Raw genomic sequence first — 16,177 nt, forward strand, 5'->3', positions numbered from 1 at the left:
TATCTATGAGGGATTCGGTGAAAATATCAGGTGAATAAATCTGATGGCATTTTAGCAATGGTCCACGCAAAACTTGACTATCACGCCAATCAGATTGCGGGCCTGTGAAGCCGAGGCCAATTTCCTCGTTTCAAAGCCCATTCGCACCTTCTGCGTTGGCACCGAGAGTATTTGCTTCTAACACAGAAAACGATGAAGGCCCGCAGTTCGTATTCCATCAAGGTGAGAAATCACAACCCTCGGTGTCATCAGGCCCCGCAACCACGCCTTTTCACGATATGACTATCAATGCAGCCGGTGCCGAGACCCGATGACATCAAAAGTCGACCGACTGTCCCGATAGATGGCCAAATCTTGAAAAATTTCTCGGCGATTTTCCCTTTAAAATCAATAGCGTAGCTTTCTGACGATCCAGACGTCGGAGCTTGTTCGCGGCCAGAATGAATTTTCCAGTGATTTCAATGCGTTATATATTATTTAAACAATCGAGGCACCGTACACGACTCTTCATGTTGCCGGTGTGATTTTTGGTCGTATTGGACATCTGTCACACCATGCCTTGATGGCGTTTGCGGGGGCGTTGATGATCCAGTTTCTGAGTGCGTCGAGACCGATGCGGAACCATGATTTTTCGCGGCGGCCATGGGTCTTTCGTTTGATGGCTTTGATGCCCATGGTTTTTGTCGCGCAACGATAGGCCCAGGCCATGGCCAGGGTGACGACGACCAGCAGGCAGGAGAGTTTGTCATGCGAGCGGATGCGGGTGTCTTCGAGATTGAGACCGCGTGTCTTGGCGTCGCCGAAGAGGCATTCGATGGCCCATCTTTTGCGATAGTCATTGAGTGCCTGCCTGACATCCTGGCGGTTGGTGACGACGATCAGCCATTCATCGCTCTTGAGCCGCTTTGCGGCGAAATGCACCGCATGCTTTGCCGGGCCGGGCGTGCCGTTGAGACGCCCCTGGCCGATCGCCGGAGCGGTTCTGGCGCGCTTTCTGCGGAGAAGCGATGCAAACGACCATGTCCGTCCGTCGTCCAAGGTAACGGTCATGTCGATCTTGACGCGGATGACGAAGTTGATCTTGTTTTCACAGAGGAAATCCATCCACTCTGCGCCGATGAACTCCCGGTCGGCCAAAAGCATCGTGATCGACGCGGCATCGAACAATGCCAGATAGCGGCGCATCAGGGCGATGCGGTGGCCCGTGTCGGAGTTGCCCTGATGCGGCAGAAACGTCCACAGCAGAGGCACCCGGAAGCGGCGCGTCACGATCGCCAACATCAGGATGTTGACATCGGTGGAGCCGATCTTCCAGTTGGTCCGATCGAGCGCCAGGCATTTGGGGCGCTCCAGATTGAGCATCTGCACCACCAGCAGGGCCATGCTGTCGGTATCCAGACGGACGAACTGGAAGAAGCGCTGAAGCCGGCGATAGTTTGATGCGTAAAGCGCCGAACCGGGCAAATGACTGGCAAGATGCGACAGGTTCACGGTGCGAGACTGCGCAAGCCCCGCGATCAAGACCACAAGGCTCAGAAGCCGACTCTTGCTCAACGCAAAATGCGTCGATAGCGTCGTCATGAGAGCGGTATGAACGGCAGTCATCATTGAAGATCCTTTTGGCGAAGAATCTTCAATCTAAGAGTCGGTCCGGAAAGTTATTCATTTTGAACAGAGCCTTCGCAGCATGAGGCGGATAGACGCCAGCTTGAGGAAGGCGAGCGCGTTGCGCGACAGATTTTCGAAATCCTTGGCCAGCCTGCGGCATCGACCCAGCCATGCGAACGTCCGTTCGACCACCCAGCGCCTCGGCAGAACCTCAAAACCCTTGGCGGTGTCGGAGCGCTTGACGATCGCGGTCGCAAGTCCTGGCATTGCCTTCTTTTGTCCCTTGGCGAAGACAGGCCCCTGATAGCCACCATCGGCGAACAGTTTCTTCAAGAACGGATAGCGCCCGAACAGCGTCTTCAGAACCAGCACGCCACCGTCGCGGTCCTGGATGTCGGCCGGATGAACCAGCGCATGCAGCAGAAGGCCTACCGTATCGACAAGGATATGGCGTTTCTTGCCTTTGATCTTTTTCCCCGCATCATACCCGCCCGGGTCAATGCAGCGCCCCCTTTTTCAGCGCCTTTGACGCTCTGGCTGTCCATGATTGCCGCCGTCGGACTGGCCTCGCGGCCCATCGCCTCACGGCATTTCACGTAGAGTTCCTCATGAATGCGGCCGAGCGTGCCGTCCCAGTTCCACAGGTCGAAATAGCTGAACAGCGTGCTCTTCGGCGGCAGGTCCTTCGGCACTGCCCGCCATTGGCAACCCGTGCTGAGAACATAAAGCAGGCCGTTGAGAACCTCCCGGACATCGACCTCACGCCTGCGACCGCCGTGCTTGGCAGGCGGAATCAAGGGTTCAGCCAGCGCCCATTCCGCATCCGTCAAATCGCTCGGATAGCGCAGACAATCTCGATTGTATTTCCCTCGGTTAGCCTTCGTCCACATCGCGTCCATGCCCTCATCGAATCAATTCAACTGCATGGAATCACAAACGATTCATATCATTCAACTTCTTTATGGACCGACACTAAGCGCATCATCCCGTTCTCACCCTGACTGTCGTGTACGGTGCAATCGAGGTGGGTGTGACGGGTTATTTGGATACCAAAGGAGATTTTAGCGGGTCTTGGCGTAGTTAACCAGTCGAATGCCGATGGTTGATGGTCAATAGATGATAGCTACAAGGAACTGGGTTATCACATCAATGTCAAGAAGCTACCTCGTTGGCGCGAAACTAGTGAAGCCTCAGCATTATTCACCTTGAATATCGAAGTCGACGGGACTATCTTACGCTTGTCTTACCTGCAGGACTCCGACCGATGGCTCATGCTGAAAACCTGATTACGACCGTTTCGACCAAAGGACAGGTCATCCTGCCGAAGGCGATCCGACAGCGGCGGGACTGGGAAGCCGGTACTCGGCTGATTGTCGAGGAAACCCCGGAAGGTGTATTGTTGAAGCAGGCACCCGCATTCTCGCCAACGCGGCCGGATGATGTGTTTGGCATGCTCCGTTTCAGGGGTGAGCCGAAGACTCTGGAAGATATGGAGGCCGGCGTACTGGCCGAAGCTCGACGCCGCCATGATCGCGATTGATACCAATCTCATCGCCCGGTATCTGACGGGCGATCACCCTGAACAATCTCCCCGCGCTCGTGAGCTCGTCAACGGGCAGGCAGTTTTTGTCGCCGTTACAGTAATATTGGAAGTCGAATGGGTGCTGCGCAGCGCCTACGGGTACGGTCGACCAGACGTTGCCCGTGCCCTGCGCGCTTTTGGCGGGCTGCCCACCGTGACGGTCGAGGATGCGGCAATCGTTGCTGTTGCTTTCGATCTCGCAGAGAAGGGAATGGATTTTGCCGATGCCCTGCACCTCTGTAAGTCGGCCCATTGCGAAGAGTTTGTCACCTTCGACCGAAAATTCATAAAAGCAGCGCAAGCCTCCGGTTACGAAAGCGTCCGGGAAGCCTGAAATCAATCCGTTAAACGGCGTCCCGTTTCGCTGAAGGTGTATTCCTTGACAAGAATCGCCTCGTCCAGATTCTTGTGGTTAGCGCTTCGATGCTCCGTCGGAGCACCACGATTATATCAGGCCAATATTCATTCTCTTGGCGATTCATCTTCCGGGATTGCTTATCGCCGGCATATGTTCACCAATGTTTGCATTAACTCGTTTAGTGTAAGCGTTGCGCAAAATCGCCCGGCTGCTTGATTTTAGGTAACATCGCGCGACGGAATCTTGTGACTTTTGCTATCTATTTCCGAACTTTCGGGTAGAGCGGCAACCGAACCCGTCTCGCGCCTGAAGGCGGCCGGGCTCTTCGATGTCCATTTGCGAAAGGCCCGGTGAAAGGCGCTGGGTTCGGAGAAGCCGAGTTGCGCGGCAATCTCCCCAACGCTGCTCTTTCCATGGAGCAGCATTTCGATCGCAAGATCGCGGCGAATCTCGTCCTTGATGCCGGCATAACTTTGTCCTTCGCTTTGCAGGCGATGGCGAAGCGTCGATGGCGACATCTTCATCTGCGCGGCAAGTGCGCTGAAGCCGGACCAGCCGGAAGGCGCCGCTTGCCGCAGCCGCTTGCGGACGCTGGCAGCCAGACCTGCGTCGTAGCGATAACGCACGAGAATATTGGCGGGTGCGCCGCGGAGAAATTGTTTCAAGGCCTGCTCCGTGCGCACGATCGGCAGCTTCAGCACGGCGCGATCAAAGGCGAGACGGCTGGCAGGTTGTGAAAATTGCACCGGCGCCCCGAAAAACAATCGGTAATCCGCCCCCTGTGGCGGTTCCGCACAGCGGAAATCCACGCTGCGGATCGGAATGCGGCGCCCGACCAGCCAGCAGGTGATGCCATGCAATAGAATCCAGTAGGTCCGGTAAGCGAAGGCCGAGCGGGCCTCGCCCATGTCCGTCAGCACGATTTCGGCCAGCCCGTCGCGGATGACGAGTTCGCCGCTCGGGTCTTCCAGCACCACGCCGAGGAAGCGCAAGGCGCGCCGCAGCGCCTGTTCCAGGGTCTTTGCATGCAGCACGCAATGGCAAAGCAGCGTGAAGCTGCCGCTGCGCATCGGCCGTCCGCCCATGCCGAAGAATTCGTCATCGACTTCGGCTGCGACCGCCAACCAAAGGGCGCCATAAGCCTCCGCGGAAATCGGCCTGTCGACCACCGGCGGCAGACCGAGTGACGCGAGCAGCGGTTCCGTCGGCTTGCCCTGCCGCCGCAGACAATCCAGCGCCTCTTCCACGAAAGAGGGTGAGATCATCCGCCGGTCCGCATCTGCCATGGCCGCTCCTCCAACATGGCAAAACTGGCCAAAAAATGAAGGACAGTTCTGTCATCGATTGCAATACAGTGTCAGCGTAGAGTCCTGCAAGACAATGCTGCCGAAAAGCAGGTACCATCAACAAAACGCGGCAGGGGAGGGCTGCATGATGGATCGAAAATCAGCACCCGCACCTGTTCGAAACGGGAGCGGACTATCATGTTGATCCCCGGCAAGGTCTTTGTGGTGACGGGTGGCGGTTCCGGCTTGGGTGCCGCGGTCGTCCGCATGCTGGTCGACGCCGACGCCCGCGTCGTCATTGCCGATGTTAACCTTGAGGCCGGTGAGCGGATCAGCGCCGAACTGGGGCCGACGAGTGCCCGTTTCGTCCGCACCGACGTCACCAGCGAAGCGGACGGCCTTGCCGCGGTCAACGCAGCGGTTGAGACCTTCGGTCACCTGCATGGTCTGGTAAACTGCGCAGGCATTGCGCCCGGCGAAAAGGTGCTGGGGCGCGACGGTCCCCATCGCCTGGAAAATTTCGCCCGCGCGGTCGGCATCAATCTCATCGGCACCTTCAACATGGTCCGTCTTGCTGCATCGGTCATCCAGAATGAGGAACCCGACAGCGAAGGCGAGCGAGGCGTCATCGTCAACACCGCTTCGATCGCCGCTTTCGACGGGCAGATCGGTCAGGCCGCCTACGCTGCGTCGAAGGGTGGTGTCGTTGGTATGACCCTGCCGATCGCCCGCGAACTCGCCCGCTACGGCATCCGCGTCGTTTCGATCGCTCCAGGCATCTTCGAAACACCGATGATGGCGGGCATGCCGCCGGAGGTTCAGGAAGCGCTCGGAAAGAGCGTGCCCTTTCCGCCGCGCCTCGGCCGCCCTTCTGAATTTGCTGCGCTGGTGCGCCATATCTGCGAGAATACAATGCTGAATGGCGAGGTGATCCGTCTGGACGGCGCCTTGCGCATGGGGCCGCGTTGAGGCTGGTCCCCGGGAGGTTGAAATGACTGTGCATGATCCCATCGTCATCGTTGGTTCCGCCCGCACCGCAATGGGTGGATTTCAGGGCGACCTGAAGGATGCGACCGCTCCCCAACTCGGCGCAGCGGCTATCCGCGCCGCCTTGGAACGCAGCCAGGTCTCCGCCGAAGCGGTGGAGGAAGTGGTTTTCGGCTGCGTCCTGCCGGCCGGCCAGGGGCAGGCGCCGGCGCGACAGGCAGCGATCGGCGCGGGCCTGCCCTTCGCGACGGGCGCGAGCACCGTCAACAAGATGTGCGGCTCCGGCATGAAGGCGGTGATGCTGGCGCATGACCTGATTGCGGCCGGCAGCGCGAACATTGCTGTTGCCGGCGGCATGGAAAGCATGAGCAATGCGCCCTATCTGCTTGATCGTGCCCGCGGTGGTTACCGGCTCGGCCATGGCCGCGTCATTGATCACATGTTCCTCGACGGGCTGGAGGATGCCTATGACAAGGGGCGGCTGATGGGCACGTTTGCCGAGGATTGCGCCGAGGCCTATCAGTTCACGCGGCCCGCGCAGGACGATTTTGCGGTAACGTCGCTGACCCGCGCGCAGAAAGCGGTTGAGGAGGGGCTTTTCGATGCCGAAATCACGCCAGTCACGGTGAAGACCGGACGGACGGAAAACATCGTCGGCCGCGACGAACAGCCCGGCAAGGCAAGACTCGAAAAGATCCCGACCCTGAAGCCCGCATTCCGCGAAAACGGAACGGTGACGGCCGCCAATTCCTCTTCGATTTCCGACGGCGCGGCGGCGCTTGTGCTGATGCGCCGCTCTGAAGCCGATCGCAGGGGCTTGGCGCCTCTGGCGACCATCATTGGTCACGCGACCCACGCGCAGGCGCCCAATCTCTTCGCGACCGCTCCCATCGGTGCCTTGAACAAGCTCTCCGAACGGACAGGGTGGAACCTCAGGGATGTCGATCTGTTCGAAATCAACGAGGCATTCGCCGTCGTCGCCATGGCGGCGATGCGCGACCTCGATCTGCCGCATGACAAGGTCAACGTGCATGGCGGCGCCTGCGCGCTTGGTCATCCGATCGGCGCATCCGGCGCCCGCGTCATTGTCACGCTTTTGGCCGCACTCGAGCGCTATGGGTTGAAGCGCGGCATGGCCTCGCTCTGCATCGGCGGCGGCGAGGCGACAGCGATCGCCGTCGAGCGGTATTGATCGGGCTGGGGAGGAGACCGATAGATGATCCTGACTGAACAACAAATCCAGATTCGCGATATGGCCCGTGACTTTGCACGCGAGCGCCTCCTGCCGGGCGCCGCCGAGCGCGACGTCTCGCACGCGTTTCCGAAAGAAGAGTTGAAGGAGATGGGCGAACTTGGCTTTCTCGGCATGCTGGTGCCGGAAGCCTATGGCGGCTCGGAAACCGGCACGGTTGCCTATGCCGTCGCGATTGAGGAGATCGCGGCCGGTGACGGGCCGTGCTCCACGATCATGAGCGTCCACAGTTCCGTCGGCTGCGTGCCGATCCTGAAATTCGGCACGGAGGACCAGAAACGGCGCTTCCTGCCAAAGCTGGCTTCAGGTGAGTGGATCGGCGGTTTTGCGCTGACCGAGCCGCAGGCCGGTTCAGATGCTTCCAATCTGCGCACCCGCGCCCGCCGTGACGGTGATCATTACGTGCTGGATGGCGCCAAGCAGTTCACGACGTCCGGCAAGAACGGGCACGTGATCATCGTCTTCGCCGTCACCGATCCTAATGCCGGCAAGAAAGGCATTACCGCCTTCATCGTGCCGACCGATACGCCCGGCTACGAGGTCGTGCGGGTGGAGCATAAGCTCGGCCTTCATTCCTCCGATACCTGCCAGATCGCTTTCACCGACATGCGGATTCCGGCGGACCTGCGCTTGGGTGCGGAAGGCGAAGGCTACAAGATCGCGCTCGCCAATCTCGAAGGCGGCCGCATCGGTATCGCCTCGCAGGCAGTCGGTATGGCGCGCGCGGCTTTCGAGGCGGCACGCGACTATGCCCGCGAGCGCATTGCCTTTAGCAAACCGATCATCGAGCATCAGGCCGTCGCCTTCCGTCTCGCCGATATGGCGACGCAGATCGAGGTGGCGCGCCAGATGGTGCTGCATGCCGCCGAACTGAAGGAAACCGGAGTGCCCTGCCTGACGGAAGCCTCCATGGCAAAACTCTTCGCCTCGGAAATGGCGGAGAAGGTCTGCTCGGATGCGATCCAGATCCATGGCGGCTACGGATATATGTCGGATTATCCGGTCGAGCGCATCTACCGCGATGTTCGTATCTGCCAGATCTATGAGGGAACAAGCGACGTGCAGCGCATCGTCATTGCGCGTAATCTATAAGGGGAGGAAGCCTCGTTTTCCGGGAGAGAGCAAGGAAAACCGGGGTCCAAAAAGGAGGAAGAGCACGGCATGACCGAGTTTCCGCAATTGAGCCTGCATGTACCGGAGCCGGCCGTCCGGCCCGGCGGTCAGCCGGATTTTTCCAACGTCAATATCGCCAAGGCAGGCTCGGTGCCACGCCCGGAAGTCGACGCCGCGCCGGAATCGATCCGTGATCTTGCCTATTCGATCATTCGCGTCCTCAACCGAGACGGCGAAGCGGTTGGCCCTTGGGCAGGATTGCTGTCGGATGTGGAATTGCTGACCGGCCTGCGCAACATGATGAAGCTGCGCGCCTTTGACGCCCGCATGCTGATGGCGCAGCGGCAGGGCAAGACCTCCTTCTACATGCAGCATCTTGGCGAGGAGGCCGTCAGCTGTGCTTTTCGCAAGGCGCTGAGGAAGGGCGACATGAACTTCCCGACCTATCGCCAGGCGGGCCTCCTGATCGCCGACGATTATCCGATGGTCGAGATGATGAACCAGATCTTCTCGAACGAAAGTGATCCGTTGCGCGGCCGGCAGTTGCCGATCATGTACTCGTCGAAGGAGCATGGCTTCTTCACCATCTCCGGCAACCTCGCCACCCAATATGTCCAGGCGGTCGGCTGGGCCATGGCGTCGGCCATCAAGAACGACACGAAGATCGCCGCCGCCTGGATCGGCGATGGCTCGACGGCGGAATCGGATTTCCATTCCGCGCTCGTCTTCGCCTCGACCTACAAGGCGCCGGTCATCCTCAACATCGTCAACAATCAGTGGGCGATCTCGACGTTCCAGGGCATTGCCCGCGGCGGTTCCGGAACCTTTGCCGCCCGCGGCCTCGGTTTCGGCATCCCGGCGCTGCGCGTCGATGGCAATGATTATCTCGCCGTCTATGCCGTATCCCGTTGGGCGGCCGAGCGCGCCCGGCGCAATCTCGGGCCGACGCTGATCGAGTATGTCACCTATCGCGTCGGCGCGCATTCGACCTCCGACGACCCGAGCGCCTACCGCCCGAAGACCGAATCCGAGGCCTGGCCGCTCGGCGATCCCGTTCTGCGCCTCAAGAAGCACCTGATCGTGAAGGGTGTCTGGTCGGAGGAACGGCACGTGCAGGCAGAGGCGGAAATCCTCGACGAGGTCATCCAGGCGCAGAAACAGGCGGAGGCACACGGCACGCTGCATGCGGGCGGAAAGCCCTCGGTGCGCGATATCTTCGAGGGGGTCTATGCCGAGATGCCCGCACATATTCGCCGCCAGCGGCAGAAGGCAGGATACTGACATGGCCAGAATGACAATGATCGAGGCCGTGCGCAGCGCCATGGACGTGTCGATGGAGCGCGACGACAATGTGGTCGTCTTCGGCGAGGACGTCGGCTATTTCGGCGGCGTCTTCCGCTGCACACAGGGGCTTCAGGCGAAATACGGCAAGACCCGCTGCTTCGATACGCCGATCAGCGAGTCTGGCATTGTCGGCACCGCAATTGGCATGGCGGCCTATGGCTTGAAACCCTGCGTCGAAATCCAGTTCGCCGACTATATGTATCCGTCCTACGATCAGATCACGCAGGAGGCCGCCCGCATCCGCTACCGCTCGAACGGCGATTTCACCTGCCCGATCGTCTTGCGCATGCCGACCGGCGGCGGCATTTTCGGTGGGCAGACGCACAGCCAGAGCCCGGAGGCGCTGTTTACCCATGTCTGCGGCCTGAAAGTCGTCGTCCCCTCCAATCCCTACGATGCCAAGGGGTTGTTGATCGCTTCGATCGAGGACCCGGACCCGGTGATGTTCCTTGAACCCAAGCGCCTCTACAATGGCCCCTTCGACGGCCATCACGAAAAGCCGGTCACGCCCTGGTCGAAGCATGAGCTCGGCGAGGTGCCGGAAGGACATTACAGCATCCCGATCGGCAAGGCTGAAATCCGGCGGCGGGGTGCCGCAGTGACCGTCATTGCCTATGGCACAATGGTCCATGTCGCACTGGCAGCGGCGGAGGAAATGGGCATCGACGCCGAGGTGATCGACCTGCGTAGCCTGTTGCCGCTCGATCTCGACACCATCGTGCAATCCGTAACCAAGACCGGCCGCTGCGTCATGGTGCACGAGGCGACCCTGACATCCGGCTTCGGAGCTGAGGTGGTGGCGCTGTTGCAGGAGCATTGCTTCTACCATCTGGAGGCGCCGGTCGTGCGCGTGACGGGCTGGGACACGCCTTATCCACATGCGCAGGAATGGGACTATTTCCCCGGACCCGGCCGCGTCGGGCGCGCCCTCGCTGAAGTGATGGAGGCGTGACCATGGGTGAATTCACCATCAAGATGCCGGATGTCGGCGAAGGCGTCGCCGAAGCCGAGCTGGTCGAATGGCATGTGAAGCCGGGCGATCCCGTCCGCGAAGACATGGTGCTCGCCGCCGTCATGACAGACAAGGCCACGGTCGAGATTCCCTCACCGGTGACAGGCACCGTTCTATGGCTCGGGGCAGAGATCGGCGATACGGTTGCCGTCAAGGCGCCGTTGGTGCGGATCGAAGTTGCCGGCGAGGGGGGCGAGTTGTCCGCGACCGCGATGCCGGAGACGGTGATCATCGAGACTGTCGAAGAGCAATCCCCCGTCGCAAAGGTAGCGAGCCCGCCGCCGGTTGAGATCAAGAAAGCAGTCCAGGCCGCGCCGGTCGCGTGGGTACAGACGCCTGCGGAAAAACCGCTCGCCTCGCCGGCCGTCCGCCTTCGCGCGCAGGAAAGTGGCATCGATCTGCGCCAGGTGCCGGGCACCGGGCCTGCGGGACGTATCACCCATGACGACCTCGACCAGTTTCTTGCGCGTGGTACACAGCCGTCCGTCACGCCGGCGGGTCTTGCCAGGAAAACGGCCGTCGAGGAGATCAAGGTCACCGGCCTTCGCCGCCGCATCTCCGAGAAAATGGTGCTCGCCACCTCACGTATTCCGCACATCACCTACGTGGAGGAGATCGACGTCACGGATCTGGAGGACCTGCGGACGACCATGAATGGCAGCCGCAAGCCGGACCAGACGAAGCTGACGATCCTGCCCTTCCTGATGCGGGCGCTGGTGAAGACGGTGGCGGAGCAACCGGGCGTCAATGCGACCTTCGACGATGATGCCGGCATCATCACCCGCCACGGCGCCGTGCACATCGGCATCGCCACCCAGACGCCCGCGGGCCTGACCGTCCCGGTCGTGCGTCATGCGGAAGCGCGCGGCATCTGGGATTGCGCCGCCGAGTTGGTACGGCTTGCAGAGGCGGCCAGAACGGGCTCGGCCCTGCGTGAAGAGCTTTCCGGCTCGACGATCACCATTACCTCGCTCGGCGCAATGGGTGGTATCGCGACGACACCCATCATCAACCATCCGGAAGTGGCGATTGTCGGCGTCAACAAGATCATGACGCGGCCGGTCTGGGATGGCAGCCAGTTCATTCCGCGCAAGATGATGAACCTCTCGTCGAGCTTTGATCACCGGGTCGTCGACGGCTGGGACGCGGCAACCTTCGTCCAGCGGATAAAGACGCTGCTTGAAACCCCCGCGCTGATTTTCATCGAAAGCTGATGCCCATGAAAGAGATCGTCTGCAAACTTCTCGTCATCGGCGCCGGCCCCGGTGGCTATATCTGCGCCATCCGCGCCGGGCAGCTTGGCGTTGATACCGTCATCGTCGAGACCGTCAAGGCCGGCGGCACCTGCCTCAACATCGGCTGCATCCCCTCCAAGGCGCTGATCCACGCGGCCGAGGAATTCGAGAAGGTCAGCCATATGGCCGGCCCGAAAAGCCCGCTCGGGATCAGCGTCGAGGCGCCCAAGCTCGACCTCGCAAAGACAGTCGCCTGGAAGGACGGCATTGTCGGCCGCCTGAATAGCGGCGTGCTCGGATTGCTGCGCAAGGCCAAGGTGAAGATCGTACATGGAAAGGCAAGATTCCGGGACGGCAAGACAGTCGAGGTCGAGACGGAAATGGGAACGCAGGTGATCCGCGCCGAGACGGTGGTGATTGCGACCGGCTCCGAGCCGGTTGAACTGCCGTCGCTTCCCTTCGGCGGACCGGTGATATCCTCGACCGAGGCCTTGTCGCTGAAAACCGTTCCGAAGAAGCTGATCGTTGTCGGCGGCGGTTATATCGGGCTCGAACTCGGGACAGCCTTTGCCAAGATGGGCTCCGAGGTGGCAGTGGTGGAGGCGACCCAGCAGCTCCTGCCGCAATATGATGCGGAACTGGTACGGCCCGTTACCAAGCGGCTGGGCGAGTTGGGCGTCCGGGTCTTGACCGGTGCCAAGGCCAAGGCGCTGTCGGATGAAGGCTGTGCGCTTCTGATCGAAACGGCGCATGGCGAGGAGCAGCGGCTCCCCGCCGACAGGATCCTGGTGACCGTCGGGCGCAAGCCGCGCACCGAAGGCTGGGGGTTGGAAGAGCTCGACCTCGATCGGGCCGGAAGATTCCTGCGCATCGACGACCGCTGCCGGACGTCAATGCGCGGCGTCCATGCCATCGGCGACATCACTGGCGAGCCGATGCTTGCGCATCGCGCCATGGCACAGGGCGAGATGGTCGCCGAAATCGTCGCGGGAAAGAAGCGCGTGTGGGACAAGCGCTGCATCCCCGCCGTCTGCTTCACCGACCCCGAAATCGTGACCGCCGGACTTTCGCCGGACGAGGCGCGAGCGCAAGGTTTTGAAATCCGGGTGGGGCTGTTCCCCTTTACTGCCAACGGCCGGGCGATGACAATGCTGTCCGAGGACGGGTTCGTTCGAGTGGTGGCACGCATGGACACCAATCTTGTTCTCGGCGTGCAGGCGGTCGGTGCTGGCGTGTCGGAGCTGTCGAGTACCTTTGCGCTGGCGATCGAGATGGGCGCACGCCTGGAAGACATCGCCGCAACGATCCACGCGCATCCGACACGCAGCGAAGGCTTCCAGGAAGCCGCATTGAAAGCCCTTGGCCATGCCCTCCATATCTGAGCCCGTTTCTCTCCGCGCCGCACCGCAAACGCTGGTCGATCGCGATGGCGCGCTCGGTCGCATCCGGCTCAACCGCCCCAAGGCGCTGAACAGCCTGACGCTTGAGATGGTGCGCGACATCGAAGCTGCCCTTGACCGGTTCGAGCGCGAGCCGGCCGTCACTGCCGTCCTCGTCACGGGTGAGGGCGAGCGTGGTCTTTGCGCCGGCGGCGATATCCGCGCCATCTATGACGCCGGAAAAGCCGGATCGGAATTGCCGGCAACCTTCTGGCGCGAGGAGTACCGTCTCAATGCCCGGATCGGCCGCTATTCCAAACCCTATATCGCCTTTATGGACGGGATCGTCATGGGCGGCGGTGTCGGTATCTCCGTCTATGGCGGCCATCGCATCGTCACGGAGCGCACCCGCCTCGCCATGCCGGAAACCGGCATCGGCTTTTTCCCGGATATCGGAGCTTCCTGGTTTTTGACACGCCAGAACAATGAGCTCGGTACTTATGTGGCGCTCACCGGCGATCCGCTCGGTGCTGCGGATGCCATCCTGTCTGGCCTTGCAGATACGTTTGTTTCGTCTGATCGCCTGCCTGCGCTCGCGAAAGCATTGGCGGGTCTTCCGACCGGAGCCGCTGGCGAGGAGATATCCGTACTCATCCAAGGTTTTTCGCAAGTGCCCCCCGCTGGCGCGCTTGAGGCACATCAGCCGGCAATAGACCTTCTGTTTGCCTTCGACACCGTCGAGGAGATTTTCGAGGCACTGCGCCGAGATGGGAGCCCCTTCGCTGAAAAAGTTCTTGCTGTGCTCGCGACAAAATCGCCGCTCAGCCTCAAGGTCACCCTCCGCCTTCTGCGGTTAGGTCGGCAGACGGCGCGCCTGGAATCCTGCCTCGAACGGGAATTCGAAGCGACTGCGGCGGTTCTGAAGAGCCACGATTTCTACGAAGGCGTGCGCGCCGCCGTCGTCGACAAGGACCGCAATCCGCAATGGCATCCGGCCCGCCTCGACGACGTCACCGAGGCGCAGGTCGCAGCCTATTTCCAGCCATCTGCCCATCCGCTTTTTTCGCACACGAATGAGGGAGGACCCCGCACATGACATCCATCGGTTTCATCGGCCTCGGCCACATGGGTGGCCCCATGGCGGCCAACCTGGTCAAGGCCGGATACACGGTCAGGGGTTTCGACCTGTCGCAACCGTTGCTGGAACAGGCGCGTGAAAACGGCGTGATCCCGAGCGCGTCCCTTGCCGAAACAGTTGATGCCGTCGATACCGTGATCACCATGCTGCCCGCCGGCAAACACGTGCTTACGGTTTGGGAGGAACTGGTGGTATCAGTGCCCTCCGGCACGCTGCTTATCGACTGCTCGACCGTCGACATCGACAGCGCCCGCAAGGCACATGCCATGGCCACTGCGGAGAATTGTCCTTCTCTCGACGCGCCGGTTTCCGGCGGTACCGGCGGTGCGGCGGCGGGAACGCTGACCTTCATGATCGGTGGAGATCAGGACGTTTTCGCCAAGGCTCAACCAATATTCGCGGCAATGGGTAAACGCATCATTCACTGCGGCGGCGCGACGGCGGGCCAGGCGGCAAAAATCTGCAACAACATGATCCTCGGTGTCAGCATGATCGCCGTCGGTGAGGCCTTCGTGCTCGGCGAGAAGCTCGGCCTCACGCATCAGGCGCTCTTCGACGTCGCGTCCGTTTCATCGGGGCAGTGCTGGTCACTTACCACCTATTGCCCCGTGCCCGGTCCGGTTCCCACCTCACCCGCCAACAATGACTACCAGCCGGGTTTTGCCGGAGCGCTCATGTTGAAGGACCTGAAGCTTTCGCAGGACGCGGCAGCAGCGACCGGAGCGATGACACCGCTCGGCGCCAAGGCCGCGGAGCTCTATCAACTGTTCAACGACCTCGGAAACGCCGACAAGGACTTTTCGGGCATCATCAATCTGTTGCGGGAAAAATCAGGCGCCGGCGCCGCGTGACGAGTCCAACCTGCGGCAGTAAAAACTCAGGAGCAAGCCAGTGGAAAAACCGATCATTATCGAACAGCAGGACCGGGTCGTCATCGTCACGTTGAACCGGCCCGCGGCCCGCAATGCGCTGAATTCCGAGATCATGCACGCGCTGGCGGCCGAGCTCGGGCCGCTCGACCGCGACCCGGGCGTCGGCTGTTTCGTGCTGAAGGGCTCGGACAAGGCTTTTGCCGCAGGCGCCGATATCAAGGAGATGGCGGACAAATCCTTCGCCGATATGTTCGGCGAGGATTTCTTTGCCGCATGGGATCGCTTTGCTTCGTTTCGCACGCCAAAGATCGCCGCTGTGGCGGGTTACGCGCTCGGCGGCGGTTGTGAGCTGGCGATGATGTGCGACATCATCTTTGCCGCCGATACGGCCATGTTCGGCCAGCCCGAGATCAAGCTTGGCGTGATGCCTGGAATGGGCGGCTCGCAGCGGCTGACGAAGCTCGTCGGCAAGTCGAAGGCCATGGACATGATCCTGACGGGACGGATGATGGACGCGACGGAGGCCGAACGCTGCGGTCTCGTTGCGCGTGTCATTCCAGCCGAGACGTTGTTGGACGAAACGCTTGCCGCTGCCCGCACCATCGCCGGTTATGGCAAGGCCGCGACCATGGCCGCCCGCGAAGCCGTCGATCGCGCCCTTGAGGGCGGCCTCCGGGAAGGCCTCCTTTTCGAGCGGCGGCTTTTTCACTCCCTTTTTGCCACCGCCGACCAGAAGGAGGGCATGGCAGCCTTCATCGAAAAGCGGGACCCGAAGTTTCACGGAAAATAGGCCCCACCCCCAAAACAGGCGGCGATATCAACGGGACCAGCGGGTCGGCTGTTTTTCAGCCGCCACCGCTTTTATATGTTTCCCAATGCCGCACGCAACCTAATCTGCTGGCATTTTCCATCAGTATTTCAACCGCACGTCGCATGCAGTCCACAAGCGGACCAATTTGATACCGCCTCAACCCATATGAAAATGAATTTCATAAAATAAAGTTTTCAGAG

At 60.9% G+C, this 16,177-nt stretch carries 14 protein-coding genes and 1 pseudogene; 12 read left to right on the forward strand and 3 right to left on the reverse strand.

Going from position 1 to position 16,177, the window contains the following annotated elements:
• Positions 1 to 507: 507 nt before the first annotated feature.
• Complete coding sequence (locus tag ACSQ3F_RS23255; protein WP_436102587.1) at positions 508 to 1,608, reverse strand: IS4 family transposase; 1,101 nt, start codon at positions 1,606 to 1,608, stop codon at positions 508 to 510.
• Between the two features lie 54 nt (positions 1,609 to 1,662).
• A pseudogene (locus ACSQ3F_RS23260) lies at positions 1,663 to 2,507 on the reverse strand (IS5 family transposase).
• 365 nt (positions 2,508 to 2,872) lie between these two features.
• Between ACSQ3F_RS23260 and ACSQ3F_RS23265 the strand changes: the two are divergent.
• Both ACSQ3F_RS23265 and ACSQ3F_RS23270 read left to right on the forward strand, forming a co-directional pair.
• Complete coding sequence (locus ACSQ3F_RS23265; protein WP_436102588.1) at positions 2,873 to 3,148, forward strand: AbrB/MazE/SpoVT family DNA-binding domain-containing protein; 276 nt, start codon at positions 2,873 to 2,875, stop codon at positions 3,146 to 3,148.
• Positions 3,135 to 3,524: a type II toxin-antitoxin system VapC family toxin gene (locus ACSQ3F_RS23270; protein ID WP_436102589.1), complete on the forward strand. Its 390-nt coding sequence runs from the start codon at positions 3,135 to 3,137 to the stop codon at positions 3,522 to 3,524. The genes ACSQ3F_RS23265 and ACSQ3F_RS23270 overlap by 14 nt, the downstream gene beginning before the upstream one ends.
• A gap of 242 nt (positions 3,525 to 3,766) precedes the next feature.
• On the opposite strand, the gene ACSQ3F_RS23275 is transcribed toward ACSQ3F_RS23270, so the two are convergent.
• On the reverse strand, positions 3,767 to 4,834 hold the full coding sequence (locus ACSQ3F_RS23275) for an AraC family transcriptional regulator (protein WP_436102590.1): 1,068 nt from the start codon (positions 4,832 to 4,834) through the stop codon (positions 3,767 to 3,769).
• Positions 4,835 to 5,032: 198 nt separating this feature from the next.
• Between ACSQ3F_RS23275 and ACSQ3F_RS23280 the strand changes: the two genes are divergently transcribed.
• The 10 genes from ACSQ3F_RS23280 to ACSQ3F_RS23325 all read left to right on the forward strand — a co-directional run bounded on the left by ACSQ3F_RS23280 (position 5,033) and on the right by ACSQ3F_RS23325 (position 15,956).
• Entirely contained in the window at positions 5,033 to 5,803 is a 771-nt protein-coding gene (locus ACSQ3F_RS23280) for a 3-hydroxyacyl-CoA dehydrogenase (protein ID WP_436102591.1), read from the forward strand.
• A gap of 22 nt (positions 5,804 to 5,825) precedes the next feature.
• On the forward strand, positions 5,826 to 7,013 hold the full coding sequence (locus tag ACSQ3F_RS23285; RefSeq protein ID WP_436102592.1) for an acetyl-CoA C-acyltransferase: 1,188 nt from the start codon (positions 5,826 to 5,828) through the stop codon (positions 7,011 to 7,013).
• 24 nt (positions 7,014 to 7,037) lie between these two features.
• A complete protein-coding gene (locus ACSQ3F_RS23290; protein ID WP_436102593.1) occupies positions 7,038 to 8,165 on the forward strand; it encodes an acyl-CoA dehydrogenase family protein in 1,128 nt (375 codons plus the stop codon).
• A gap of 69 nt (positions 8,166 to 8,234) precedes the next feature.
• Positions 8,235 to 9,467 carry a 3-methyl-2-oxobutanoate dehydrogenase (2-methylpropanoyl-transferring) subunit alpha gene (locus ACSQ3F_RS23295; RefSeq protein WP_436102594.1) on the forward strand — a complete coding sequence of 411 codons (1,233 nt, stop codon included), beginning with the start codon at positions 8,235 to 8,237 and terminating at the stop codon, positions 9,465 to 9,467.
• A 1-nt stretch (position 9,468) separates the two neighbouring features.
• The gene (locus ACSQ3F_RS23300; RefSeq protein ID WP_436102595.1) at positions 9,469 to 10,482 is read left to right on the forward strand and encodes an alpha-ketoacid dehydrogenase subunit beta; all 1,014 of its coding nucleotides are present in this window, start codon (positions 9,469 to 9,471) and stop codon (positions 10,480 to 10,482) included.
• Between the two features lie 2 nt (positions 10,483 to 10,484).
• Entirely contained in the window at positions 10,485 to 11,756 is a 1,272-nt protein-coding gene (locus ACSQ3F_RS23305; RefSeq protein ID WP_436102596.1) for a dihydrolipoamide acetyltransferase family protein, read from the forward strand.
• A gap of 5 nt (positions 11,757 to 11,761) precedes the next feature.
• Positions 11,762 to 13,159 carry a dihydrolipoyl dehydrogenase gene (lpdA, locus tag ACSQ3F_RS23310; RefSeq protein WP_436102838.1) on the forward strand — a complete coding sequence of 466 codons (1,398 nt, stop codon included), beginning with the start codon at positions 11,762 to 11,764 and terminating at the stop codon, positions 13,157 to 13,159.
• Positions 13,143 to 14,252, forward strand: coding sequence for an enoyl-CoA hydratase/isomerase family protein (locus tag ACSQ3F_RS23315; protein WP_436102597.1), 1,110 nt, complete (start codon positions 13,143 to 13,145; stop codon positions 14,250 to 14,252). Before lpdA ends, ACSQ3F_RS23315 begins: the two co-directional genes overlap by 17 nt.
• Positions 14,249 to 15,145, forward strand: a complete 897-nt coding sequence (mmsB, locus tag ACSQ3F_RS23320; RefSeq protein WP_436102598.1) for a 3-hydroxyisobutyrate dehydrogenase — start codon at positions 14,249 to 14,251, stop codon at positions 15,143 to 15,145. Before ACSQ3F_RS23315 ends, mmsB begins: the two co-directional genes overlap by 4 nt.
• A gap of 40 nt (positions 15,146 to 15,185) precedes the next feature.
• Positions 15,186 to 15,956, forward strand: a complete 771-nt coding sequence (locus ACSQ3F_RS23325) for an enoyl-CoA hydratase (RefSeq protein ID WP_436102599.1) — start codon at positions 15,186 to 15,188, stop codon at positions 15,954 to 15,956.
• The last annotated feature ends 221 nt before the right edge of the window (positions 15,957 to 16,177 follow it).

It is taken from the genome of Pararhizobium sp. LjRoot238, assembly GCF_964252955.1.
Lineage (GTDB): Bacteria > Pseudomonadota > Alphaproteobacteria > Rhizobiales > Rhizobiaceae > Pararhizobium.